Origin of the sequence: Nonomuraea sp. PA05 (assembly GCF_008086045.1) — a bacterium.
Lineage (GTDB): Bacteria > Actinomycetota > Actinomycetes > Streptosporangiales > Streptosporangiaceae > Nonomuraea > Nonomuraea monospora.
Map to the genome: position 1 here is coordinate 12,934 of NZ_VSEY01000039.1, position 22,521 is coordinate 35,454.

The window sequence follows — 22,521 nt, forward strand, 5'->3', positions numbered from 1 at the left end:
TCACGCCGTTCCTACTGGACGCGGTTCAGCAGGACGGGATCGTTGTCGAACGCGTGCAGCAGCAGATGCGCCATGGTGAACCGGCCCGACGGCGTACGCAGGTCCGGCTTCCACTCGGGCCGGCGCACGATCGAGTACCGGCTGCCCTCCATGCACCGGTGCATGACCTCGGCGACGATCCGCCCGCCGACGCCGGTCAGCAGCCCCTTGTTGACCTCCGCCTCACGCAGGATGTACAGCCACAGCGGCGTGTTCTCCGTGATCGGATGGGCGTCGCCGAGCGCGTTGAGGTCGGCGGCCGTCTTGTCGCCCACGAGGATCTGGTTGGCGTTCAGCTTGGGCAGGTCCATGAAGTCCGCCGCCTGCTGCCCGCTGGCGAGCTGCACCATCTCCGCCCTGACCAGGTTGCGGAAGGCCAGGTTGTGCTCCACCTCGTCGGGGATGCCGGGGGCGAGCCGGCCGCCGAACGTGCCGGGCGGGAGCTGGCCGAGGAAGTGGCCCACCAGCGTGTCGATGCGCTTGGCGCGGTTGAGGCCGGGTGCGGGCGGGGCGAACGCGGCGCCCGCGTCGCCGTCCGTCACCAGGTCGAACAGCCGCCGCCAGTCCGGGATCCAGTTGGACGGCAGCCGGTTGTCGGCGGTCAGCACGCCGGCGGTCCCGGAGAACCTGAACAGCAGGGCCAGGGTCGCCGGGATGGCCTGCGAGTTGAAGACGCTGTTCCACTCGTAGGAGTCGCGCACCATGCTGTGCCCGAGCCGGAACGCCGCGATCGAGAACTCCAGCGGCATCGTGGGCATCTGGCCCGGCACCACGGTGGCGTACCGGTCGCCGTTCTCGTGGCCGTCCTGGTAGGAGTCGCGGTACGGGTCGACCGGGACCTCGAAGTAGCGGCGGCCACGGGTGAAGACGTCCTCGACGATGGCGCGGTCGACGATCCTGGGCAGGAAGTCGTGCCGCAGCACCCACTGGTAGTGCAGGACGACCCGCTCCCTGGCCTTCTCGAACAGCAGCGCGCTGGGCACGCCGTTCGCGGCCAGCTCGTCCACGATGCGGTTGTGGAAGCGGATGAACGCCAGATGGATCTGCGCCACCGCGAGGTTCTCGTCGTTGCGCGGGTCGGGGATCAGCGTCCTGCCGGTCCCCTGCTCCCGCGCCAGGTCGAACCCGTCGAAGTCGCGCAGCTCGCCCACGCGGGCGGTGGAGCCGGTGCGCAGCCGCATGCTGCCCGGCTCGTAGAAGACGGCGCTGTCCGGGTGGTCGGGGCCGAAGCCGTAGAGGGAGTCCAGGTCGAGGGCCGGTGAGCGGCCTTGGATGAGCTGGTCGAGGGTGACCCGTTCGCCCAGCGTGGCGTCCGTCCTGTCCATGGTGAGGTCGTGGTCGACGAACTGCCCGAGGTAGGTGTAGCCGGCGGGGATCAGCGAGTCCGGCTGGTCGGTCTCGTTCGCGGGGACCATGGCCTCGGCGATCCGCTGGGACAGCGTCGTGTCCACGGTGCCGCCGATCGCCAGGGGCGCCTGCCTGGGCACGAGGCGGGAGAAGCGGAAGTGCCGCAGCTCCTCCCAGGTCGAGGGCCGCCGGCAGCCCGGGCCCTGCTCGGGGCAGTAGACGCCCTCGTCGGTGACGTAGTACTCACTGCGCTGGTGGCGGTTCATGTGCGGTCAGCTCTCCTTCTGACGGTCTGAACTGGTGAGCGCGTGAACGTGCTTGCGTCTCGGGGGACGTGCCTTGTCGATGAGGATCTTGATCGGGCGCAGGGGGAGGGCGAGCAGCACCGTCGCGCCCCACACGGGCACGGCGACGGGTCTCGGGAGTGAACGCAGACCGGGGACGGCCAGCAGCGCGTTCGCGACGCCGTACGCGGTGGCGGCGACGTACCTGGCGACGGCCGGCCACGGCCGGGTCCACGGCACGCCGGTGGCGAGGCCGGCGCCGACCGCGCCGACCGTCACCACGCCGGCCTTGGCGATGATCTTCGCGAGCGGCGGCGTCCACTGCCACGACATCCCGCGGACGATGGGCAGCGACGTCAGGTGCCCAGGCCGCTCCTCGCTCGGGGCGGCGCGATACTTGCGCAGCCACTGCGCGCAGGCCGGCTCGATGTACGGCTGTTCCCGCTCCAGCATGGCGGCGACGACGTCGAGCTCCTCGGCCACGATGTGCTCCTGGAGCCTGCTCGCGACCCACATCGACAGGTCGGGCAGGCTGGCGGGCAGCGGCAGGGCCGGGTCGTCGAGGAAGGCCAGCTCGTGCCGCAGGTCCGGTGGTTCGCTCAGGCCGAGCGCATCGTGCAGTCGCCGCAGCAGGGTTTCCGAGGGCCTCCGGCCCCGTTCGGGCGGGTTCGCGCGCATGACGGCGCGCAGGTGGCGTGGGTCGAGCAGCAGGTGCACGAACCAGCCCGCGCCGTCCACCCGGCCCCACATCCAGTCGTTGGCCCGCCACGACGCGCGGTAGAAGGCGGCGAACCTGTGCAGGGCCAGGCCGGTCAGCTTGTCGTCCGCCCTCCCGAGGCGGGGGGCGAGCAGGGTGCGGGTGTCCGCGCTGGTCTGGATGAGCTCGACGGGCTGCTCGACCTCGATGTCGTCGGGGAGGATCGCGCGTTCGGCGACCACCAGGTCCAGCAGGCGTCCTGCGCAGAGCTGGGCGTCGGGGCCGAGGTAGGCCAGGTAGGTGAGCAGGCGCTCGGCGACCGCGGCATCGCGCCCGTCCCGCTCCCCGCTTCCCCGCGCCGCACCTTCCCGCTCGGCCCCTCCCCACCCGGCCCCTTCCCTCTGCGCCGCTTCCCTCTGCGCCGCTTCCCTCTGCACCGCTTCGCCCTGCGCCGCGTCACCCTGCACCGCGTCACCCTGCACCGCGTCACCCTGCGCTGCCGTCCGCGTGGTCCCTGCTCGCTCTGCCTGTCCGGCGAGCGAGGCGAGCGCGGGGAAGGCGTCGGCGATGACCGCCCCCAGCTCGGCCCACGCCGACTCCAGCTCTCCCGGATCCGCGGCGACGTACTCCGCGGCGACCCGCCGTGCCACCTCCCGCAGCCGCTCCTCATCGGCATGGACGGCGGCGGCAGCACGCACGATCTCCGCCAGCTCCCGCCTCTCCCCTCTCCCGGACGCCGCGTGCACCCGATGGACGAGGCCCGGCAGCCCGTGAAGGCCCTCGGGGTCGAGCCCGTCACCGAGGTGAAGCAGCTCCAGCACGGTCGCCTTGGCCGCGTCGAAGGCGTCCCGCCCGAGCGTGGCCGCCTCCCGCGCCGCCCGCTCAGGCCCCGGCGTCGCCCGCGGCCAGTCACGCGTCACGGTCGCGACGGCCTCGTCCCGGACCTCCAGCTCGTGCGCCGTCCCCGGCTTCGGGTACTCGGAGACCCGGGCCGCCTCACCGGCCCGCTGCCGCATGATCTCGGCGACGACCGGCCGGGCCAGCCAGGCGCCCCGGCGGGACCGGTAGCCGGCCCAGGTGGCGGCGTCGGCCAGCGGGCCGGTGTCGCCCCTCCCGCGCAGCCGCAGCGCCAGCCGCATCAGCCGCAGCCGGGTGTCGGAGCCGGCGGCGGCGCGCTGGTTGTGCTCGCGCAGGGCGTTCAGCTCGGCGGCGATCGACTGGCTCAGGACCGCCTCGACGTTGCGCATCAGGGCGGTGTGCAGGCTGAGGGGCTGGTCCGCGCGGTCGTCCTGGCTGTGGGTGACGGCGTTGGTGGGGACGACGTGCAGCAGCACCCTGCGTACGCGCTGGTCGGCCGGGCGGTCGAAGATGACGCGGAGCAGCGGCGCGATGGGCCGGTTGACCAGCAGCCCGCCGTCCGACACCCAGTGTGCCCTGGTCGTGTCGGCGGACGTCTCGGGCAGGAACGCCGGTTCGAAGGCGCCGGGGAAGGAGGCGGTGCTGCGTCCGGCGAGCGCCAGCGCGTCGGCGAGGGGCGCGAGCTCGCCGGTGAGCTGCGCCGCGCCGAACCTGAACAGGGCGCGATGGTCCAGCTCGGTGGTGATGGTGCCGAACGTGTCGGTGAAGTACCGGTACTCGGGCGAGAGCAGCGTCGTGGTGATGAGCACGTCGGTGTCGCGCGGACGGTCCACGGTCGTCGGCAGCGCCCGCACGGCCCGCCGGATCGTGGTGCGGAGCTGCTCGTCCCCCTTGAGCAGCGACACGGGCATCGCGTCGGCGGGGTCGCGGAGCAGGTTGTCGAACCCGCCCTCGTCCATCCACAGCCCGCGCAGGTGCCCGAGGTCGCCGCGCCGCGCGTTCGCCGCGCCGAGCAGGGCCGCGTTGATGCCGCCCGCGCTGGTGCCGGAGACCAGGTCCATGCGGACCGTGACGCCGAGCAGCTCCAGCAGCGACCGGTAGAAGCCGGAGCGCTCCGGCGCGTCGTCCGCGTCCAGCAGCAGATTGAGCTCCCGTGCCAGGCCGCCCATCCAGACGGCGAGGCTCACCCCGCCCGCCAGCACCACCGCGAGACGGATCTCCTGACCGGGCGGGGGCTGCGCGTCGTCGGCACTCATACCGCACCTCTGGTGGTTGCGGGGACTTCTCTAACCCGCACCAGAGGGACCGGGCGCCACCTTGATACCGACGATCATGCGGGCACGGCGGAGTCCGCTCCCATGCAGACGAAGCCGGCGGCCACCGCGTACGCGGCGAGGTCCTCCCCCGCCACCTGCTGCTGCGCCTGCGCGAGCGCGGCGGCCGTGGAGTGGCCGGCGGCCAGCAGCTTGTGCAGGGCGATCATGAGCGTGGTGCTCTCGACGTCCAGGATGGACAGGACGGGGGCCACGATGGTGCGGGTGCCCAGGGCGAGGAAGGTGGCGCTGAGCCCGAGCAGCTCGTCGCCCGGGCGGACGACGAAGCGGCCGCTGTCGCAGGCGGCCAGGATCACGATCTCCGGGGGGTGGCGGAGGCGTTCCAGGTCGTAGACGGTGAGCGGCCCGTCGGCCAGGCGGAGGGAGGAGAACAGCGGGTTGGTGGGGTGGACGTGGCCGTGCGCGGCGATGTGCGCCAGCCCGGCGCCGTCCAGGGCGGCGAGCACCGCCTCGGTGCCGGCCGCCGCGTCCACCAGGGCGGGCACGGCGTGGATGGACGCGACCCCCTCGGCCTCCGCCCGCGCCCCGGGCAGCCCCGGCCCGGCCGCCGCCAGCACCCGCCCCACCCCCGGCATGTCTCCCGCCCCCAACGCGCCCCGAACCTCCGGCGTGCCTCCCGCCCCCGACGCGCCCGCCTGGTTCCCGGTGTGCCACAGGGTGGCCGACGGCGACAGACACACGGGCCGTCCCGCGCACGACGGCAGCACCGACCACGGCAGCGCCTGAACGGGCCCGCTCGGCACCACCACCAGCGGCCGGTCCCCCACCTCACCCGCCAACGGCCGCATCAGCAGCGCGTCGAGCCGCTCGGCGGTCCCCCGCAACAGCAGCTCGGCCGCGTCCTGGCTGCCCGGCAGCGACTGCCGCCGCGCCATCCGCCGCAACGCGAACGGCACCCGCTCGACGAGCCCCCTGATCGGTGCCAGCGGCCCCAGCTCCCACAGCCGCACCCGCCCGTCCACGACGGTGATCGCGTACATCACCTCGTCCACGTGCACGTACTCGACCAGCGCCCGCTCCCCCAGCGCCCGCCCCAGCTCGCGCGGCGGCACCGGCGCGGCGAGCGCGCCGCCTTCCGCGTGGTGGCGGCAGTAGTCGCGGATCTCCCGCTCCAGCGCGACCTGCCGCTCCGTCAGGACGGCGGCGTCCTCCCCCGCGCCGCGCCGCAGCCCGATCTCGGCGACCACGACCCGCAGCCGGTCGAGCGCGCCGGCCAGGCGCGGGTCGTTGGGCGGCCGGGCGGGCTTCATCAGCAGGTGCCTGGCCCGCCCCTGCTCGGCCCAGGCCAGCACGTCCTCGGGGCTGCCGTCGTGCAGCGCCATCCGCAGGCCCAGCTCGGCCGCCCCGACGCGGATCCCGGACGCGTGCGCGCGCAGGTCGGTCGCGCCGAGGGTGGCGCGGTGCTCGTCGTGCACGCGCAACGCGGTGCGCAGCGCGATCTTGGCGCCGCGCCGGTTGCCGCGCGCCAGCCGTACCAGGGCCTCGGCGTGCCAGGCGTGCACGCGCTGGATGGCGGGGCCGCGCAGCCGCCGCCGGGCCGCGAGTTCGAGCTGCCGCTGGGCGCGCGCGGTCCAGCCGCGCTCCATGGCCAGCGCGGCGGCCAGCATGCGGGCCTCCACCTCGGAGGACAGCCAGCGGGCCGCGGCCAGCTCGGCCGCGCACCGCTCCACCCGCGCCACGCTCACGCCGGCGGCGCCCGCCGCCGCGGCCGACCTGAGGGCCACGAACCTGGCCAGCACCGCCCATTCCGGCCGGCGTTGCCGGCCGAAGCCCAGTGCGGCGCGGCGGGCCTCGCGCACGGCCTGCTCGTGATCGCCTTCCAGGTACGCCGTCCGCGCGAGCAGCAGCCTGGCCTCGGGCACCCCCACGGTGCGCTTGCGGCGCCCGAACTCGGCCAGCGTCTCCTCGGCCGCATCCCTGGCCTCGGCGATGAGCCCCGCCGACAGCAGCAGCTCCGTCCTGTCGGCGAGCGTCCAGCAGAGCTGGTGCGTGTCGAGCACTCTGAAGCGTCCCTCGGCGAGGTCGAGGTAGCGCAGCGCGGCCGGCACGTCGCCGCGGTGGGCGCGCAGCCAGCCGAGGTTCTGCCACACGATGGCCAGGGACAGGTCCAGGCCGAGCCGGCGGCACAGCCGTTCCGCCTCGTTCAGGTCGTGCTCGGCGGCGGCGAACTCGTTGCGGAAGCCGTGCACGATCCCGCGGTTCGACAGCACCCGCTGCAGCCACAGGTGATCTCCGGCCTGCTGCAGGGCGGGCACGGCGACGCGGTAGCCGGCCAGGGCCTCGTCCGGCCTGCGCAGGTGGTTGAACATCACGGCGCGCTGGGCCTCGGCCCGCGCCCTGCCGACGCCGCGCAGGTCGGGCAGCGCCCGGTCCACCTCGCCGAGCGCCTGCTCCATGCGTCCCTGGACGCACCAGACGAACGCCAGGCGCAGGCGCGTCTCGGCGGCCAGCTCAGGCGACCCGGCCCGCTGGGCGAGCCGGATGGAGTCGCGCAGGTGCCGGGCGGCCACGTGCAGGTCCGTCGTGTGGAAGGACGCGATGCCGAGGGCGCGTGCCGCCACGGAGGCGAGCCGGAGGTCGCCCCCGTCCCGGGCGTGCCGCAGCACTCCGGCGGCCACGCCCATCAGGCGGGCAGGGTCGGACTCGGCGAGCCGCAGCAGCTCCGCGCCCGGATCGGAAGGGCTCAGACTCACTCACGGGAGTGTGCCGCGAAATCGGCCGCGTGTGATGTATCAGAGCGGAGACTGTCCTCTCTGTTTTTCGGCGCGCGCTACCCGCGAACCCAAGGAGGCAGCGATGGCCGACGACAAGGTGGTCAGGCGCCGTATCGAGGCGTTCTTCAGCGATCAGATCGTGATCGACCCGAAGGACGTGCGTCAGGTGGGCCAGGAGCTCGACGCGCTCAAGATCAAGATGGTGCCGCTGCAGTCCAGTTTGCGGCTCGGGCTGCACCTGTACCAGCTCGGCGATCTGGCGGACGGTGTCAGATTGCTCGACCACGGCCTGGTGGAGCGCGTCAAGCGGGCGGCCGTGGGGACGTACATGGAGGGCGAGGAGCCCTCCGCCCTGGACCTGGCGCTGTTCCACCTGCGTGAGAAGTCCGCCGCCGAGCACGCGGGCTACCGGCCGGTGGTCGCGAAGAACCGGGTGTACGAGAACATCGAGGGCTCCCCGTACAGCGGCGGAAGCGTCGGCGACCCCCGGCCCGCCCCCGCGTTCGCGCTGCCCGCGCGGTCGCACTCGACCCGCCGCCGGCCGCGCATCGGCATCCTGGACACGCCGATGCATGCGCATCCGAGGTTCGCCGGACGGTACGTGACCGACTCCGACGACGCGCTGCTGGAGGAGCGGCAGGACCGGGTGTCGTTCAGCGGGCACGCCATCTTCGTCGCCTCGGTGGCGGCGCAGCAGGCGCCGGACGCCGAGTTCGTCATCTATCCCGTGCTCAACCCCGACCGGCTGACGACCAGCTCGTGGCGGCTGGCCACCACGATGGCCGGGGCCATGGACGACGATCTGGACATGATGATCATGGCATTGGGCGGCGCGACGGCCGACGGGCGGGAACCGCTGGCCCTGGCCCGCGCCTGCGAGCGCACCAGCGGCGTCGTCAAGGTGGCCGCGCTGGGCAACAACGGCCGGAACGAGGCGGGGGCGCCTCCGGATGTCCAGGTCTCCGAGCTGCCCCCGAACATCCCGATGTGGCCGGCCGCCAGCTCCACCGTGATCGCCGTCGGCGCCCGGAACGCCCACGACGTCTTCCCCGCGTACTTCTCCCCGACGCAGGCGCAGGCGCCCTGGGTCGACTGCACGGCGCCCGGCCAGAACCTGCGCGGGCTGTTCCTGTCCGGCCACGTCTGGATGGCCGAGCTGAACGTGCTGGAGGGCGTGGTAGAGCGGACCGACCGCTCCGACTACTTCCCCTCCCCCGGCTACGCCACCTGGAGCGGCAGCTCGTTCTCGGCCGCGTACGCCGGCGGCGCCATGGCACAGCGGGCCTACACGCAGGGAATTTCCGTCCAGGAGGTGGCGGACAGGCTGTTCAGGGAGGAACCTGGGAGCACCCCGACCACCTACGACCACGCGCCATCCGCCGGCATCGACGGCATCGACGTCATCCGGTTCCAGTAGTGACGGCGGAGGCGCTCCCGAGGGACGTGCCATGCCGGACAGCTTCGAGGTCGAAGCCCTGGTCATCCGTGCCCGCACGGGTGACCAGGCGGCGTGGGACCGGCTCGTCGAGCGGTACGCCCCCATGCTCTGGTCGATCTGCAGAGCGTACGGCCTGGACCGCCGGGACATCGACGACGTCGCCCAGTTCGTGTGGATGCGCGCCGTCGAGCACCTGTCCCGCCTCCGCGACCCGGAGCGGCTGGGCTCCTGGCTGGCCACCACGACGAAACGCGAATGCGTCCGGGTGCGCAGGGCCAGGCACAAGCAGGACAGCGCCGAATCCCCGCTCGACGCCGCGACCGTCGCGGACGACCGGGGCGACGACGTCACGCGGACGCTGGAGGAGGCCGAGCTCAACGCCGTGCTCCGCGCCGCCTTTGCCGAGTTGTCGCCCGACTGTCAGCGGCTGCTGTCACTCCTTCTGCGAGAGGTTCCCTACACCGAGATCTCCTCTCGGCTCGGCATGGCCGTCGGCAGCATCGGCCCCACCCGATCGCGATGCCTGGCGCGGCTGCGTACCAACGCGGCGCTGGCCGCCCTGATGCGGGCGGACACGGAAGTGCGAGAGGGTGATAGTCATGTCTGAGGCGTGGGACGACCACGAGCTCCTGTCCAGGCTCCGCGCGGCCATGCGGGCCGCCGACGCCGTCCCACGCGAGTTCGTCGAGGCGGGCAAGGCGGCCTTCGCCTGGCGTGATCTCGACCTCGACGTGGAGCTGGCCGAGCTGACCTACGACTCGGCCATGCATGTGGAGGAGGAGGTGGCGGCGCTGCGCGCGGACTCTGCCGTCCTGCGCGCGCTCACGTTCGCCGCCACCCGGCTCACCATCGAGCTGGAGATCACCGAGAGCGCCCTGCTGGGCCAGGTGGTGCCGCCGCAGGCGGGCGAGGTTCGCGTGCAGGGCGGGTCGGGCAGCGGCGGGCCGCCGCTGGAGATCGACGACCTGGGGGTGTTCGTCATCCGCGGCAAGCCGCACGGCCCGTTCCGGCTCCACTGCCGCACCCAGACGGGGCTGGACGTTTCGACGAGCTGGTTCACGCTGTAGAGCGGAGTCGTCCCCTACTCGTCGCGGCCGGCATCCTCCCGGTAGAGCGTCAGGAGCAGCGGCAACGTCCGCGCGGCCATCTCGGCGGGCGGGCACGGGCAGCCGCGCCGCAGCCAGTCGGTGGCGACGCTGAGCAGCGCGCCCGCCGTGAAGGCGGCCGGCACGTCGTGCGGGATGTCCGCGGAAGGGTCGAGGACGGCACCGGCCCGGTGGGCGTAGACGGCCGCGGTGGCGCGGTGCCGGATGTGGTCCGTGACGCGGGCGCTGCCCTGCGGGCCCAGCACGCTGCGGTAGAGGCCGGCGTGCTCGGCGAGGTGGGCGAAGAACGTCAGCAGCGTGTCCGGCGGGTCCTCGGACGGGGCCGGGGCGCGGCCGGGGATGGCCTCGATGAGCTCGTCGATCATCACCGTGCAGGCGGACGCGGCCAGCTCGTGCACGTCGCGGTAGTGGTCGTAGAACGTGGACCGGCTGATCCCGGCCCGCTCGGCGACGTCGGCCACGCTGATCCTCGACAGGTCCCGGTGCTGGACGAGCTCGATCAGGGCGGCCCGCAGTGCCGCCTGCGTGCGACGCACCCTCGGATCGGCCTGTTCCTCGCCGCGGTCTCTGGTGGTCGTCGTCACGCACGTCAGTGTAGTGTCTCGGACAATTGAAGGTTAGGCTACACATGTAGGGAAGTTGTGCCGTAGGACACCATGTTGATGGGAGAGCCTTGACCACCGACTCCGCCGCGACGCTCGAGACGGCCCGCAGTTGCCCGTTCGCCCCGCCCGAGCAGCATCTGCGATTCCTGCGCGAGCAGCCCGTCGCCAAGGTCACGCTCGCCACGGGGCGGGAGGCCTGGGTGGCCTCCCGCTACGAGGACATCAGGACGATCCTGAGCGACCCGCGTTTCAGCGCCGACCGCCGCCATCCCAACGCGCCCAAGCTGAGCAGCGCCGACGGGCAGCTGTCCGAATCGCCGTTGCCGAAGATGATGCTGGAGATGGACCCGCCGGAGCACGGCCACGCCCGCCGCCAGGTGATCGGCGAGTTCACCGTGCGGCGCATGGCGGCGCTGCGTCCGCGCATCCAGCAGATCGTGGACGACCACCTCGACGCCATGCTCGACGGCCCGCGCCCCGCCGACCTGGTGACGGCGCTGGCGCTGCCGGTGCCGTCGCTGGTGATCTGCGAGCTGCTCGGCGTGCCGTACTCCGATCACGACTTCTTCCAGGAGCACTCGGCGCAGCTCCTCAACCGCGCGGCCACCGAGCAGGAGCGCCAGCACGCCGTGCTGGAGCTGGCCGTCTACCTCGACAAGCTGATCACCTCCAAGGAGGAGCAGCCCACCGACGACCTGCTGGGCCGCCAGATCGTCAAGCAGCGCGAGAGCGACGGCGAGAGTGACCACCTGGGGCTGCTCAGCCTGGCGTTTCTGCTGCTGATCGCCGGCCACGAGACCACGGCGAACATGATCTCGCTGGGCACGTACATGCTGCTGGAGCACCCCGAGTCGCTCGACGCGCTGCGCGCCGACCCCGACAAGATCGGGAACGCGGTGGAGGAGATGCTGCGCTACTTCACCATCGCCGAGCTGGCCATGGCCCGGGTGGCGCTGGAGGACGTCGAGCTCAGCGGCACCGTCATCCCCGCCGGGTCCGGCGTGCTCATGCTCGCCAACGCCGGCGACCGCGACCCGGCGGCGTTCGAGGAGCCCGAGCGGTTCGACATCGACCGCGACGCCCGCAGCCACCTCGCCTTCGGCTTCGGCCCGCACCAGTGCCTGGGGCAGAGCCTGGCCAGGGTGGAGCTGGAGATCGTGTTCAACACGCTGCTGCGGCGCGTTCCCGGGCTGCGGCTGGCCGTGCCGGCCGAGCAGCTCTCGTTCAAGGACGACTCCACCGTGTACGGGATGCACGAGCTGCCCGTCACCTGGTAGGAGTCTCTACCGCGGCTGAGAGCACGGCGCCGCACGCCACGGCGGTGCAGCCCGCCAGCAGGGCGGCGGCGCCGAGCGTCAGGAGGTCGGGGCCGGTGAGCGGCTGGCCGCGCAAGGCCTGCCAGGTGACCAGGGCGACGAGACCGGCGTACCCGGTGGCGGCGACGCCGACCAGGCGGGCGCGGACGCGTTCGTCACGCAGGATCGGGTGGCGGGCGGCCAGCCAGGCCAGCAGAAGGGCGAGCAGCAGCATCACCTGAAGCCCGTGCAGGGCGACGAAGTGGGGCACCCGCAGGTCGCCGCCCGTGGTGCTCCACTGGGTGATCGGCAGGCCGGGGCCGCCGTCCGGCACGCCCACGCTGTGGCCGCTGGTCAGGGGCACCGGCGCCCCGTCCGTCGTCAGCCCGGTGTGGGGTTCGCCCTGGAACGGGATGAGGAAGCCGAGCACCATGCCGGTGATCGCCAGCCCGAGCCCCGTGGGGATGGCGCGGCTCGCCGCCCGGTCCGGCCCGACCCGCTGGACGGTCAGCAGGATCGCGAGCACCAGGTTGGCCAGCATCATGCTCATCACGCCCATGCCGAAGACGCGCTGGATCGTCTCCTCGAACGGCTCCGGCGAGTCGTTGAAGTGGCTGAACGTGCCGCGCGCCACCTGGACCGCGACGATCCCGACGTCCACGAAGGCGGCGGCGGCGAAGACGGTGGCCATCGCCGAGGTCCACCTCCGCCCCCGGTGCGGCAGCGACAACATCCAGGCGAGGGTGGTCCCGTAGACGGCCAGCGACACCGCGAACTTCAGCGGCTTGAGCCAGACGGGCGCGCCCTGCAGAACCCGGCCGTCGAACACCAGCCCGGCCACCGAGACGGCGAGCAGGACCAGCATCGAGGCGACCATGAGCAGCAACGGCCTGTGCCACCGCGTCACCCGGCGGCGCGGCTCGTGCGGTGCGGCGGACATGGGCCCTCCCTGGGGGGTGAGGTGACGTCCGCTCCAGGGTCCGGCCTGGGCCGCCGCGGCCACATTCCCGCGCGCACCCCAGGTTCTGCGGGGGTCAGCACCACCATGATGTTGACGTGAACCGGATGAAAGGATACGTTCCGGTAGATTTCACGGTTGTCCAAGGGAAATCCGGTGAGATGCCGGTGCGGACGCGCCACTGTATCCGGGACGTAGATCCCGGGAGCCAGGTCGCTTGGTGGCCGTGACCTCGCTGAACGGGACGCGTCTACCCTGAGGAGGATCAAATGAGTGGACCTTCCACTCCTTCCGCCGCCATTCCCTTCCCGCGCCTGCGCCCCTGGCTGCCGGCCGTGCCCGTACTGCTGCTCGTCGCGTACCTCGTCCTGATGGACAACGGCGCCGTCTCCCAGGCGGGGGCGCTGCTGCACGAGCTGATGCACGACGGGCGTCATCTGCTCGGCGTGCCCTGCCACTAGAGGGCGCGCGGATGGTACGCATTCTGCTGGTCAGGGGCCTGCTGGTGGGGTTGCTGGCCGGATTGCTCGCGGGCGGCTTCGCTTTCGTGTTCGGGGAGCCGCATGTGGACGGGGCCATCGCTCTCGAGGAGGGCGCGGCGGCTTCTGGGCACTCGCACAGTGCTGATGAGGCGGCGGCGGGGCATGATCATGGCGAGGAGGCCGTGATCTCCAGGCCGGTGCAGAAGGCTGGGCTCTTCCTCGCCACCGGCCTCTACGGGCTGGCCGTCGGCGGCGTCTTCGCGCTCGTGTTCGCCGGGCTGCGAGGACGGGTCGGGCCGCGCTCGGACGGACGCCTGGCCCTGGCCGCCGCCGGCACCGCCTGCACCGCCCTCGTCCTCGTCCCCTTCCTGAAATATCCCGCCAACCCACCCGCCGTGGGCGACCCCGACACCATCAACGGCCGCACCCTCCTGTACGTGGTGATCGTCCTGGTCGGCCTGGCCGCCACGGCGATCGCAGTCGCGACGGCCCGGCGGACCGTCTCGGCGGACCCCTGGGTGCGGTGGGTGTCGGCCGCCGGGGGCTTCCTCGTTCCGGTCGTCGCGGCGTGGGTGCTGCTGCCGGCGGTCGACGAGGTGCCCGACGGGTTCCCCGCGACGCTGCTGTGGGAGTTCCGGCTCGCCTCGCTCGGGACGCAGCTCGTTTTCTGGGCGGCGTTCGGGGTGCTGTTCGGCTGGGTGAGCGATCGGGCGGCGGCACGGGGCGCGGCGTCGGCCGCACGCGTGGTCCAGGCGTCGTCGAGCTGAGCCCGGGTGTTGTTCATCCGGCACGCGACCACGCCTGGCATGCGCGCGGCCCGCTTCCCGCGCGCCGGGGCGGCCTCCTTCCCATGCGCCGGAGCGGCCTGCTCTACCGGCGGAGGGGCCAGCTCCTCCGGCGGAGGGGAGGCCGACCCGGCGAGTCTTGCCAAGGCGGCCTCCGCCGCCGCTCTGCTCCCCCTGGTCGCGGGGCGGCCCGCGTGGGTCTCCCCCGCCAGGGCGGCGTGGCAGACCGCTCACGCCCTGGGGCTGGAGCCGCACGTGTGCGCCGCACTCGGGGAGGCGGACTGCGGGCGGTGGGGCGGCCTGCCGTACGAGCAGGTCGCGCGGGAGGAGCCGGAAGCGCTGGCACGCTGGCTGTCCGACCCGCACGCCGCACCCCACGGCGGTGAGAGCCTGGCCACGCTCGCGCGCCGGGTGGCGACCTGGCTCGACACCGCCCGAGCCCCTGCCCGGCGCACCCCCTCCGCCACGCCACCCCCGGCGGCGGACGGGATCGTGGTCTGCGACGCCGGCGTCATCAGAGCAGCCCTCGCCCACGCCCTCGGCCTCACCCCCACAGCCACCGCCCGCTTCGACCTGTCCCCCCTGTCCACCACCGAGCTGCTCCCCACCCGCGACGGCTGGCGGGTCGCGCACGTCAACCGAAAGGCCTGACCTTGATCGTCACCTACCCGTTCAGCGCCGTGGTCGGCCTCCACGACCTGAAGCTCGCGCTGGTGCTCAACGCCGTCTCCCCCCGGGTGGGCGGGGTGCTGGTACGCGGCGAGAAGGGAACCGCCAAGTCCACGATCGTCCGCGCCCTGTCGGCCCAGCTGCCCGCCGTGGACGTGGTGCCGGGCTGCCGGTTCGCCTGCGACCCCGCGGCGCCCGCCCCGGACTGCCCCGACGGCCCGCACGACGCCGGAGCCGAGGGGGTCAGCCGTGCGGCCGCGCTGGTGGAGCTGCCTGTCGGCGCGTCGGAGGACCGGCTGGTCGGCTCGCTCGACGTGGAACGGGCGCTGACGGAGGGGGTGAAGGCGTTCGAGCCTGGCCTGCTGGCCGCCGCGCACCGCGGCGTCCTGTACGTGGACGAGGTGAACCTCCTCCACGACCACCTCGTCGACCTCCTCCTGGACGCCGCCGCCCTGGGCACCTGCTACGTCGAACGCGAGTCCGTGTCCGTCCGCCATGCCGCCCGTTTCCTGCTGGTGGGCACCATGAACCCGGAGGAGGGCGAGCTACGCCCCCAGCTCCTCGACCGGTTCGGGCTGACCGTCGAGGTGAAGGCGTCCCGCGACCCCGCCGAACGCGCCGAGGTGGTGCGGCGGCGGCTCGCCTTCGACGCCGACGCGAAGGGGTTCGCGGCGCGGTGGGCCGATGAGGAGGCGCTGCTCGCCCGGCGGATCGCCGACGCCAGGGCGCGGGTGGCCGGGGTGCGGCTGCCGGACGCGCGGCTGCGGCAGATCGCGACCGTGTGCGCGGCGTTCGAGGTGGACGGGCTGCGGGCCGACCTCGTCACCGCGAACGCCGCCATCGCCCACGCCGCCTGGCAGGGCCGCGACAGCGTGACGACCGAGGACGTGCGCGCCGCCGCCCGGCTGTCGTTGCCGCACCGGAGGCGGCGTGACCCGTTCGACGCGCCGGGGCTGGATGAGGAACCGCTGGAGGAGATGCTGGAGCGGACGTCCGGTGACGACGACCCGTCCGACGACGACCCGTCCGACGACGACCCGGACGGCGGCCCCTCCGACGGCGGCCCCTCCGACGGCGGCCCTGACCGGCCCTTCGGGGCTGACGACGGCGGGCCGTCCGCCGGTGGCGAGGCGGGGCAGAGCGGCGCGGCGGGGCAGAGCGGCGCGGCGGAGGGGGCGGCCGGTGGTGACCGCGGTGACTCCCCCGCAGCAGGTGGCCGCCCGGCGGACCCGGCTGACGGCTCAGCGGACGCGGGCGACGGCGACGGCGCCCTGCGGGTGGCCGCGGTGGCGCGCCCGTACCGGGTCCCGTTGCTGGAGGTGCCGGGCGTCGGCGAAGGAGCGGCCGGGCGCAGGTCCAGGTCACGCACGTCGCAGGGCCGGGCCACCGGCGCACGCCGCCCATCGGGCCAGGTACGCGACCTGCACGTGGCGGCCACGATGCGAGCCGCGGCACCGTACCAAAGGGAACGCGGACGAAGCGGCCCAGGGCTGGTGCTGCGCGGCGACGACCTGCGCGAGGTGGTGCGGGAGGGCAGGGAGGGCAACCTCGTCCTGTTCGTGGTGGACGCGAGCGGCTCGATGGCGGCCCGCAAACGGATGACCGCGGTCAAGACGGCCGTGCTGAGCCTGCTGCTCGACGCCTACCAGCGGCGCGACAAGGTGGGGCTGGTCACGTTCAGGGGAGCGGGGGCCGAGGTGGCGCTGCCGCCGACGTCGTCGGTGGAGGTGGGGGCGGCGCGGCTGCGTACGCTGGCCACCGGCGGGCGCACGCCCCTGGCGGCGGGGCTGGCGCGGGCGGCGGAGGTGCTGCGCGTCGAACGGCTGCGCGACCCCGCCAGGCGGCCGCTGCTCGTCCTGGTGACGGATGGGCGCGCCACGGCGGGCGGCGACGTGGAGCGGGCGGCGGCTCTCCTGGACGGCACGGCCGCGGTCGTCGTGGACTGCGAGAGCGGGCCGGTGCGGCTCGGCCTGGCGGTGCGGCTGGCGGCGCGGTTGCGGGCGCGGCTCGTACCTCTCGACTCGCTGACCGACCTCGGGTCGGTCGTCCACGACCACAGGACGCATGGCCACAGGACGCACGACCACAGGACACAGAACCTCACCAGGCCCCAAAGCCGCAGGAAGGCGGGTTGATCGTGCCGCAGGGAAAACCGGCCGTGGTCCCCGACGACGGCCTCACCACCCGGCAGCGCCGCACCAGGCCGCTGCTGATCGTGCACACCGGCCCGGGCAAGGGCAAGTCCACGGCCGCGTTCGGCATGGCGTTGCGGGCCTGGAACCAGGGCTGGCCGGTCGGGGTGTTCCAGTTCGTGAAGTCGGCGAAGTGGCGCATCGGCGAGGAGCGGGCGCTCAAGGTGCTCGGGGACAGCGGCGAGGGCGGCCCGGTGACCTGGCACAAGATGGGCGAGGGCTGGTCGTGGATCCAGCGGCCCGGCGCCGAGGAGGATCACGCGGCCGACGCGAGGGAGGGCTGGGAGCAGATCAAGCGGGATCTGGCGGCGCAGACGTACCGGTTCTACGTGCTGGACGAGTTCACGTACCCGCTGAAGTGGGGCTGGCTGGACGTCGACGACGTGCTGGCGGCGCTCACGGGCCGGCCGGGGAACCAGCATGTCGTGATCACCGGCAGGGACGCGCCCGAGCGGCTGGTCGAGGCGGCGGATCTGGTGACGGAGATGGGCAAGGTACGCCATCCCATGGACGCCGGGCAGAAGGGCCAGAAGGGCATCGAGTGGTGACGATCCCGCGGCTGGTCGTCGCCGCGCCCTCGTCCGGGAGCGGCAAGACGACGCTCGCCACCGGGCTGATGGCGGCGCTGCGGGCGCGCGGCCTGCGGGTCTCGCCGCACAAGGTGGGCCCGGACTACATCGACCCCGGCTACCACGCGCTGGCCACCGGGCGGCCAGGGCGGAACCTGGATCCGTGGCTGCAGGGCGAGGAGCGGGTGGTGCCGCTGTTCCTGCACGGGGCGGCCGGGTGCGAGGTGGCCGTGGTCGAGGGCGTGATGGGGCTGTTCGACGGCCGGGGCGACACGGACTTCGCCTCGACGGCGCACGTCGCCCGGCTGCTGGACGCGCCGGTGGTGCTGGTGGTGGACGCGGCGCGGCAGAGCCGGTCGGTGGCGGCGGTGGTGCACGGGTTCGCGACGTTCGACCCGCGGGTGCGGGTGGGCGGGGTGGTGCTCAACCGGGTGGGGTCGGATCGGCACGCGGAGTTGTGCCGGTCGGCGCTGGCCGGGGTGGGGGTGCCGGTGCTGGGGGCGGTGCGGCGGGACGACGCGGTGTTCACGCCGTCGCGGCATCTGGGGCTGGTGCCCGCGGCTGAGCGGCGGGACGAGGCGGTGGACGCGGTGGAGCGGCTGGCCGCGCTGATCGCCCGGTCGTGCGACCTTGACGCGCTGATGCGGCTGGCCAGGTCGGCGGCGCCGCTGGACGCGTCCGCGTGGGATCCGGTCAGCGCCGCGACGGGTGACGACGGCGCGCGACAGGGCCGCACGATGGTCGCGGGCGGTCGCGCCAGCGGGCCATCCGGTCGCGTCGGCGACCTGGCGCGGGCGCGGCCCGTGGTGGCGGTGGCCGGTGGGGCGGCGTTCACGTTCGGCTACGCCGAGCACGTCGAGCTGCTGCGCGCGGCGGGCGCGGACGCCGTCACCTTCGACCCGCTGCGCGACGAACGCCTCCCCCCAGGCACGGCCGCCCTGGTGATCGGCGGCGGCTTCCCCGAGGTGTACGCCGCCGAACTGGCCGCCAACACCCCTCTGCGCACGCAGGTCGCCGCCTTCGACGGCCCGATCGTCGCCGAGTGCGCGGGGCTGCTGTACCTGTGCGACGAGCTGGACGGCCGCCGCATGTGCGGGCGCGTCCCCGGCCGCGCCTCGATGACGTCCCGGCTCACGCTCGGCTACCGGGAGGCCGTCGCGCTCGCCCGCACCCCGCTGACGAGGCCCGGCGAACGCCTGCGCGGCCACGAGTTCCACCGCACCACCGTCGAGTACGCGGCCGGCCCGCTGTTCCGCCACGAGGGCGGCGCCGACGGGTACGGCGATCCTGGCGTGACCGCGTCCTACCTGCATCTGCACTGGGCGGGCACGCCGTGGACGGCTCAGCGGCTGGTGTCGTCCTCCAGGTCGCCTTCCGTCTTGAGGTAGACCTCCTGCAGCCCGCGCAGCACGCCGGGATCCGGGTGCTCCCACATGCCGCGCTCGGCGGCCTCCAGGAGGCGTTCGGCGATGCCGTGCAGGGCCCACGGGTTCGACTCGGCCATGAACGCCTGGTTCTCGGGGTCGAGCACGTACGTCTCGGTCAGTTTGTCGTACATCCAGTCGGCGACCACCCCCGTGGTGGCGTCGTAGCCGAACAGGTAGTCGACGGTGGCGGCCAGCTCGAACGCGCCCTTGTAGCCGTGCCGCCGCATCGCCGCCAGCCAGCGCGGGTTGACGACCCTGGCGCGGAAGATCCGCGAGGTCTCCTCGGAGAGCGTTCTGGTGCGGACGGCGTCGGGCCGGGTGCTGTCGCCCACGTAGGCGGCCGGAGCCTTGCCGGTGAGGGCGCGGACGGTGGCGACCATGCCCCCGTGGTACTGGAAGTAGTCGTCGGAGTCGGCGATGTCGTGCTCGCGGCTGTCGACGTTCTTGGCGGCCACGGCGATGCGGCGGTAGGCGTCCTCCATCTGCGGGCGGGCGGCCACGCCGTCGAGGCCGCGGCCGTAGGCGTAGCCGCCCCACACCGCGTACACCTCGGCCAGGTCCGCGTCGTCGCGCCAGTTGCGGCTGTCGATCAGCGGCAGCAGCCCCGCCCCGTACGCGCCGGGCGCCGACCCGAAGATCCGCATCGTGGCCTGGCGCTCATCGGCCGGGGTCTGCGCCACGTGGGCGCGCACGTAGTTGTGCTCGTGCGGCTCGTCCAGGGCCGCCACCAGCCGTACGGCGTCGTCGAGCATCGCCACCACGTGCGGGAACGCGTCCCGGAAGAAGCCGCTGATGCGGACCGTCACGTCGATCCTGGGCCGGGCCAGCTCGGCGAGCGGGATCGGCTCCAGGCGGGTGACGCGGCGGGACGCCTCGTCCCACTCGGGACGGACGCCGAGCAGCGCCAGCACCTCCGCCACGTCGTCGCCCGCCGTCCGCATGGCGGAGGTGCCCCACACGGACAGGCCCACGGAACGCGGCCAGTCCCCCGTGTCGGCGCGGTAGCGCTCCAGCAGCGACTCCGCCATCGCCTGGCCGGTCTCCCAGGCCAGCTTGCTGGGCACCGCCCTGGGGTCGACCGAGTAGAAGTTACGGCCGGTCGGCAGGACGTTGACCAGGCCGCGCAGGGGTGAGCCGCTGGGGCCTGCCGGGACGTAGCCGCCGTTCAGGGCGTGCAGGACGTGGTCGAGCTCGTCGGTGGTGCGGGCCAGGCGGGGGATCAGCTCGGTGGCGGCGAAGGTGAGGATGCGGGTGACCAGGCGGGGGTCGGGTGCGGGGGTGCGGGACGGGGGCACGGGCACGCCCTCCGCGCCCGCCTCCCCGAGCACGGCGCGGACGACCTCCGCGCCCGCCTCCCCGAGCACGGCGCGGACGACCTCCGCGCCCGCCTCCCCGAGCACGGCGCGGCTGACCTCCGGGGCCGCCTCCACCGCCCAGCCCCGCGCCTCCATCCCTTCCACCAGCGCCCGGGCGACCCCCTCGGCCCGATCCACGGCCCCCAGCCCGGCCGTACCGTCCTCCACCAGCCCGAGCGCCTCACGCAGCCCCGGCAACGTCTCCCGCCCGGCCCACAACTGCCGCGCCCGCAACATGGCCAGCACCAGATCGACCCGCGCCGCGCCCTCCGGCGCCTGCCCGAGCACGTGCAGCCCATCGCGGATCTGCGCGTCCTTCACCTCGCACAGCCACCCGTCCACGTGCAGCAGGAAGTCGTCGAACTCGCTGTCGTGCGGCCGATCCGCCAGCCCCAGGTCGTGGTCGAGCCGGGCGGCCTGGATCAGCGTCCAGATCTGCGCCCGGATGGCGGGCAGCTTGGCGGGGTCCATGGCGGCGATCGTGGCGTGCTCGTCGAGGAGCTGCTCCAGGCGGGCGATGTCCCCGTACGTGTCCGCCCTGGCCATCGGCGGCACCAGGTGGTCCACCAGCACGGCGTGCGCCCGCCGCTTGGCCTGGGTGCCTTCGCCGGGGTCGTTCACCAGGAAGGGGTAGACCAGCGGCAGGTCGCCGATCGCCGCGTCGGTGGCGCACGCCGCGGACATGCCCGCCGACTTGCCCGGCAGCCACTCCAGGTTGCCGTGCTTGCCCACGTGCACCATGGCGTGCGCGCCGAACTCGTCCGACAGCCACCGGTACGCGGCCAGGTAGTGGTGGCTGGGCGGCAGGTCGGGGTCGTGGTAGATGGCGATCGGGTTCTCGCCGAAGCCGCGCGGCGGCTGGACCATGACGACGAGGTTCCCGGCGCGCAGCGCGGCGAGCACGATGTCGCCCTCGTGCACGAACAGCTCGCCGGGCGGCGGCCCCCAGTGGCGTTCCATCGCGTGCCGCAGGTCCTCGGGCAGCGTCCGGTACCACCGCTCGTAGGAGGCGGCGGAGATCCGTACCGGATTGCCCGCCAGATGCTCCTCGGTCAGCCAGTCCTGGTCCTGGCCGCCGGCGGCGATCAGCGCGTGGATGAGCGCGTCGCCGTCCTGCTCGGCCACGCCGGGGAAGCCGTCGCCCAGGTCGTATCCGGCCTCGGCGAGCCTGGACAGCAGCCGCACGGTGCTGGCGGGCGTGTCGAGTCCGACGGCGTTGCCGACGCGGGAGTGCTTGGTCGGGTACGCCGACAGCATCACGACCAGCCGCCGCCCGGCGGGCGGGACGTGGCGCAGCAGGCCGTGCCGCACCGCGATCCCGGCCACCCGGGCGGCCCGCTCGGGGTCGGCCTCGTAGACGGTCAGCCCGTCCTCGTCGATCTCCTTGAACGAGAACGGCACCGTGATGATCCGTCCGTCGAACTCGGGTATCGCCACCTGCGAGGCGGCGTCCAGCGGCGACAGGCCGTCGTCGTTCTCCTCCCACGCCTGCTTGCTCGTGGTCAGGCAGAGCCCTTGCAGGATGGGCACGTCGAGTGCGGCCAGCGCGCCGACGTCCCACGCCTCGTCGTCGCCGCCCGCGCCCGCGGTGGCGGGCCGGGCGCCGCCGGCCGCCAGCACCGTCACCACCAGCGCGTCGGCGGCTCGGAGCGCTTCGAGCAGGCCGGGTTCGGCGGTGCGCAGGGACGAGCAGTAGATCGGCATGGCCTGGCCGCCGGCGTCCTCGATCGCCGAGCAGAGCGCTTCGACGAACGCGGTGTTGCCCGCCAGGTGGTGCGCCCGGTAGTAGAGCACCCCGATCACGGGCCCGCCCCGCACCCCGGCCTCCCGCTCCAGCCTCCCCGTCCCGGCCTCCCGCTCCAGCCTCCCCGTCCCGGCCTCCCGCTCCAGCCTCCCCGTCCCGGCCTCACGCTCCAGCCTCCCCCAGGACGGCGTCGGTGCGGGCGGCGCGAAACCGTGGCCGGTCAGCAGCACGGTGTCGGACAGGAACGCGTGCAGCTCCGCCAGGTTCGCCGGCCCACCGTGGGCAAGGTAGGCGTGCGCCTGCGCACAGACGCCGCCACTCACCGTGGACAGCTCCATCAACTCGGCGTCGGGCGCCTGCTCACCACCCAGCACCACCACCGGCACGGGTCCGGCCAGCAGCGCGTCCAGCCCCTCCGCCCAGGCCCGCCGCCCGCCGAGCAGGCGCACCACGACCAGCTCCACGCCCTCCAGCAGCGCGGGCAGATCGCCGGGGACGAGCCTGGCCGGGTTGCCCAGCCGGTAGGGGACGGTGCTCGCGCGTGCGCTGAGCAGGTCGGTGTCCGAAGTCGAGAGCAGCAGGACGGTACGGCTGTCGCCAGGCACGGCGCAATCCTCCCTCGG

The 22,521-nt window shown here is 73.8% G+C and carries 16 protein-coding genes and 1 riboswitch; of the genes, 10 read left to right on the forward strand and 6 right to left on the reverse strand.

The window, feature by feature from the left end; all coding sequences use genetic code 11:
- Positions 1-11: 11 nt before the first annotated feature.
- From FXF51_RS44890 to FXF51_RS44900, 3 genes are all read right to left on the reverse strand, one after another.
- Complete coding sequence (locus FXF51_RS44890) at positions 12-1,652, reverse strand: peroxidase family protein (RefSeq protein WP_148440912.1); 1,641 nt, start codon at positions 1,650-1,652, stop codon at positions 12-14.
- A gap of 6 nt (positions 1,653-1,658) precedes the next feature.
- Positions 1,659-4,481 (reverse strand): patatin-like protein, encoded by a 2,823-nt coding sequence (locus FXF51_RS44895; protein WP_148440913.1) that lies wholly within the window; start codon positions 4,479-4,481, stop codon positions 1,659-1,661.
- Positions 4,482-4,555: 74 nt separating this feature from the next.
- The gene (locus FXF51_RS44900) at positions 4,556-7,252 is read right to left on the reverse strand and encodes a CHAT domain-containing protein (protein WP_187414928.1); all 2,697 of its coding nucleotides are present in this window, start codon (positions 7,250-7,252) and stop codon (positions 4,556-4,558) included.
- 103 nt (positions 7,253-7,355) lie between these two features.
- Between FXF51_RS44900 and FXF51_RS44905 the strand changes: the two genes are divergently transcribed.
- From FXF51_RS44905 to FXF51_RS44915, 3 genes are read left to right on the forward strand one after another with little or no spacing between them, the layout of a single operon-like run.
- Positions 7,356-8,690: a S8/S53 family peptidase gene (locus tag FXF51_RS44905; RefSeq protein ID WP_187414929.1), complete on the forward strand. Its 1,335-nt coding sequence runs from the start codon at positions 7,356-7,358 to the stop codon at positions 8,688-8,690.
- Between the two features lie 31 nt (positions 8,691-8,721).
- Complete coding sequence (locus tag FXF51_RS44910; protein ID WP_148440916.1) at positions 8,722-9,318, forward strand: RNA polymerase sigma factor; 597 nt, start codon at positions 8,722-8,724, stop codon at positions 9,316-9,318.
- The gene (locus tag FXF51_RS44915) at positions 9,311-9,778 is read left to right on the forward strand and encodes a hypothetical protein (protein WP_148440917.1); all 468 of its coding nucleotides are present in this window, start codon (positions 9,311-9,313) and stop codon (positions 9,776-9,778) included. The genes FXF51_RS44910 and FXF51_RS44915 overlap by 8 nt, the downstream gene beginning before the upstream one ends.
- Before the next feature lie 14 nt (positions 9,779-9,792).
- Here FXF51_RS44915 and FXF51_RS44920 read toward each other — a convergent pair whose 3' ends face one another.
- Positions 9,793-10,401 (reverse strand): TetR/AcrR family transcriptional regulator, encoded by a 609-nt coding sequence (locus FXF51_RS44920; RefSeq protein WP_262380256.1) that lies wholly within the window; start codon positions 10,399-10,401, stop codon positions 9,793-9,795.
- 89 nt (positions 10,402-10,490) lie between these two features.
- Between FXF51_RS44920 and FXF51_RS44925 the strand changes: the two genes are divergently transcribed.
- Complete coding sequence (locus FXF51_RS44925; RefSeq protein ID WP_148440918.1) at positions 10,491-11,699, forward strand: cytochrome P450; 1,209 nt, start codon at positions 10,491-10,493, stop codon at positions 11,697-11,699.
- Here the strand turns inward: FXF51_RS44925 and FXF51_RS44930 are convergent.
- The gene (locus FXF51_RS44930) at positions 11,689-12,657 is read right to left on the reverse strand and encodes a hypothetical protein (RefSeq protein WP_148440919.1); all 969 of its coding nucleotides are present in this window, start codon (positions 12,655-12,657) and stop codon (positions 11,689-11,691) included. The two genes, FXF51_RS44925 and FXF51_RS44930, sit on opposite strands and share 11 nt — an antisense overlap.
- A 124-nt stretch (positions 12,658-12,781) precedes the next feature.
- A riboswitch (cobalamin riboswitch) is annotated at positions 12,782-12,911 on the forward strand.
- A 33-nt stretch (positions 12,912-12,944) separates the two neighbouring features.
- Here FXF51_RS44930 and FXF51_RS44935 point away from each other — a divergent pair.
- Genes FXF51_RS44935 through FXF51_RS44960 form a run of 6 tightly spaced genes read left to right on the forward strand, consistent with a single transcriptional unit; the run spans position 12,945 to position 18,760 of the window.
- Entirely contained in the window at positions 12,945-13,136 is a 192-nt protein-coding gene (locus FXF51_RS44935; RefSeq protein WP_148440920.1) for a CbtB domain-containing protein, read from the forward strand.
- 11 nt (positions 13,137-13,147) lie between these two features.
- A complete protein-coding gene (locus FXF51_RS44940) occupies positions 13,148-13,924 on the forward strand; it encodes a CbtA family protein (protein WP_148440921.1) in 777 nt (258 codons plus the stop codon).
- A gap of 6 nt (positions 13,925-13,930) precedes the next feature.
- Positions 13,931-14,593, forward strand: coding sequence for a histidine phosphatase family protein (locus FXF51_RS44945; protein WP_148440922.1), 663 nt, complete (start codon positions 13,931-13,933; stop codon positions 14,591-14,593).
- Positions 14,590-16,746: a VWA domain-containing protein gene (locus tag FXF51_RS44950; protein WP_411268428.1), complete on the forward strand. Its 2,157-nt coding sequence runs from the start codon at positions 14,590-14,592 to the stop codon at positions 16,744-16,746. The genes FXF51_RS44945 and FXF51_RS44950 overlap by 4 nt, the downstream gene beginning before the upstream one ends.
- Positions 16,747-16,748: 2 nt before the next feature.
- Positions 16,749-17,351, forward strand: coding sequence for a cob(I)yrinic acid a,c-diamide adenosyltransferase (cobO, locus tag FXF51_RS44955; RefSeq protein ID WP_148441002.1), 603 nt, complete (start codon positions 16,749-16,751; stop codon positions 17,349-17,351).
- Entirely contained in the window at positions 17,345-18,760 is a 1,416-nt protein-coding gene (locus FXF51_RS44960) for a cobyrinate a,c-diamide synthase (RefSeq protein ID WP_148440924.1), read from the forward strand. Before cobO ends, FXF51_RS44960 begins: the two co-directional genes overlap by 7 nt.
- Here FXF51_RS44960 and cobN read toward each other — a convergent pair.
- Positions 18,715-22,503, reverse strand: a complete 3,789-nt coding sequence (gene cobN, locus FXF51_RS44965) for a cobaltochelatase subunit CobN (protein WP_148440925.1) — start codon at positions 22,501-22,503, stop codon at positions 18,715-18,717. The genes FXF51_RS44960 and cobN overlap by 46 nt on opposite strands.
- Positions 22,504-22,521 lie beyond the last annotated feature (18 nt).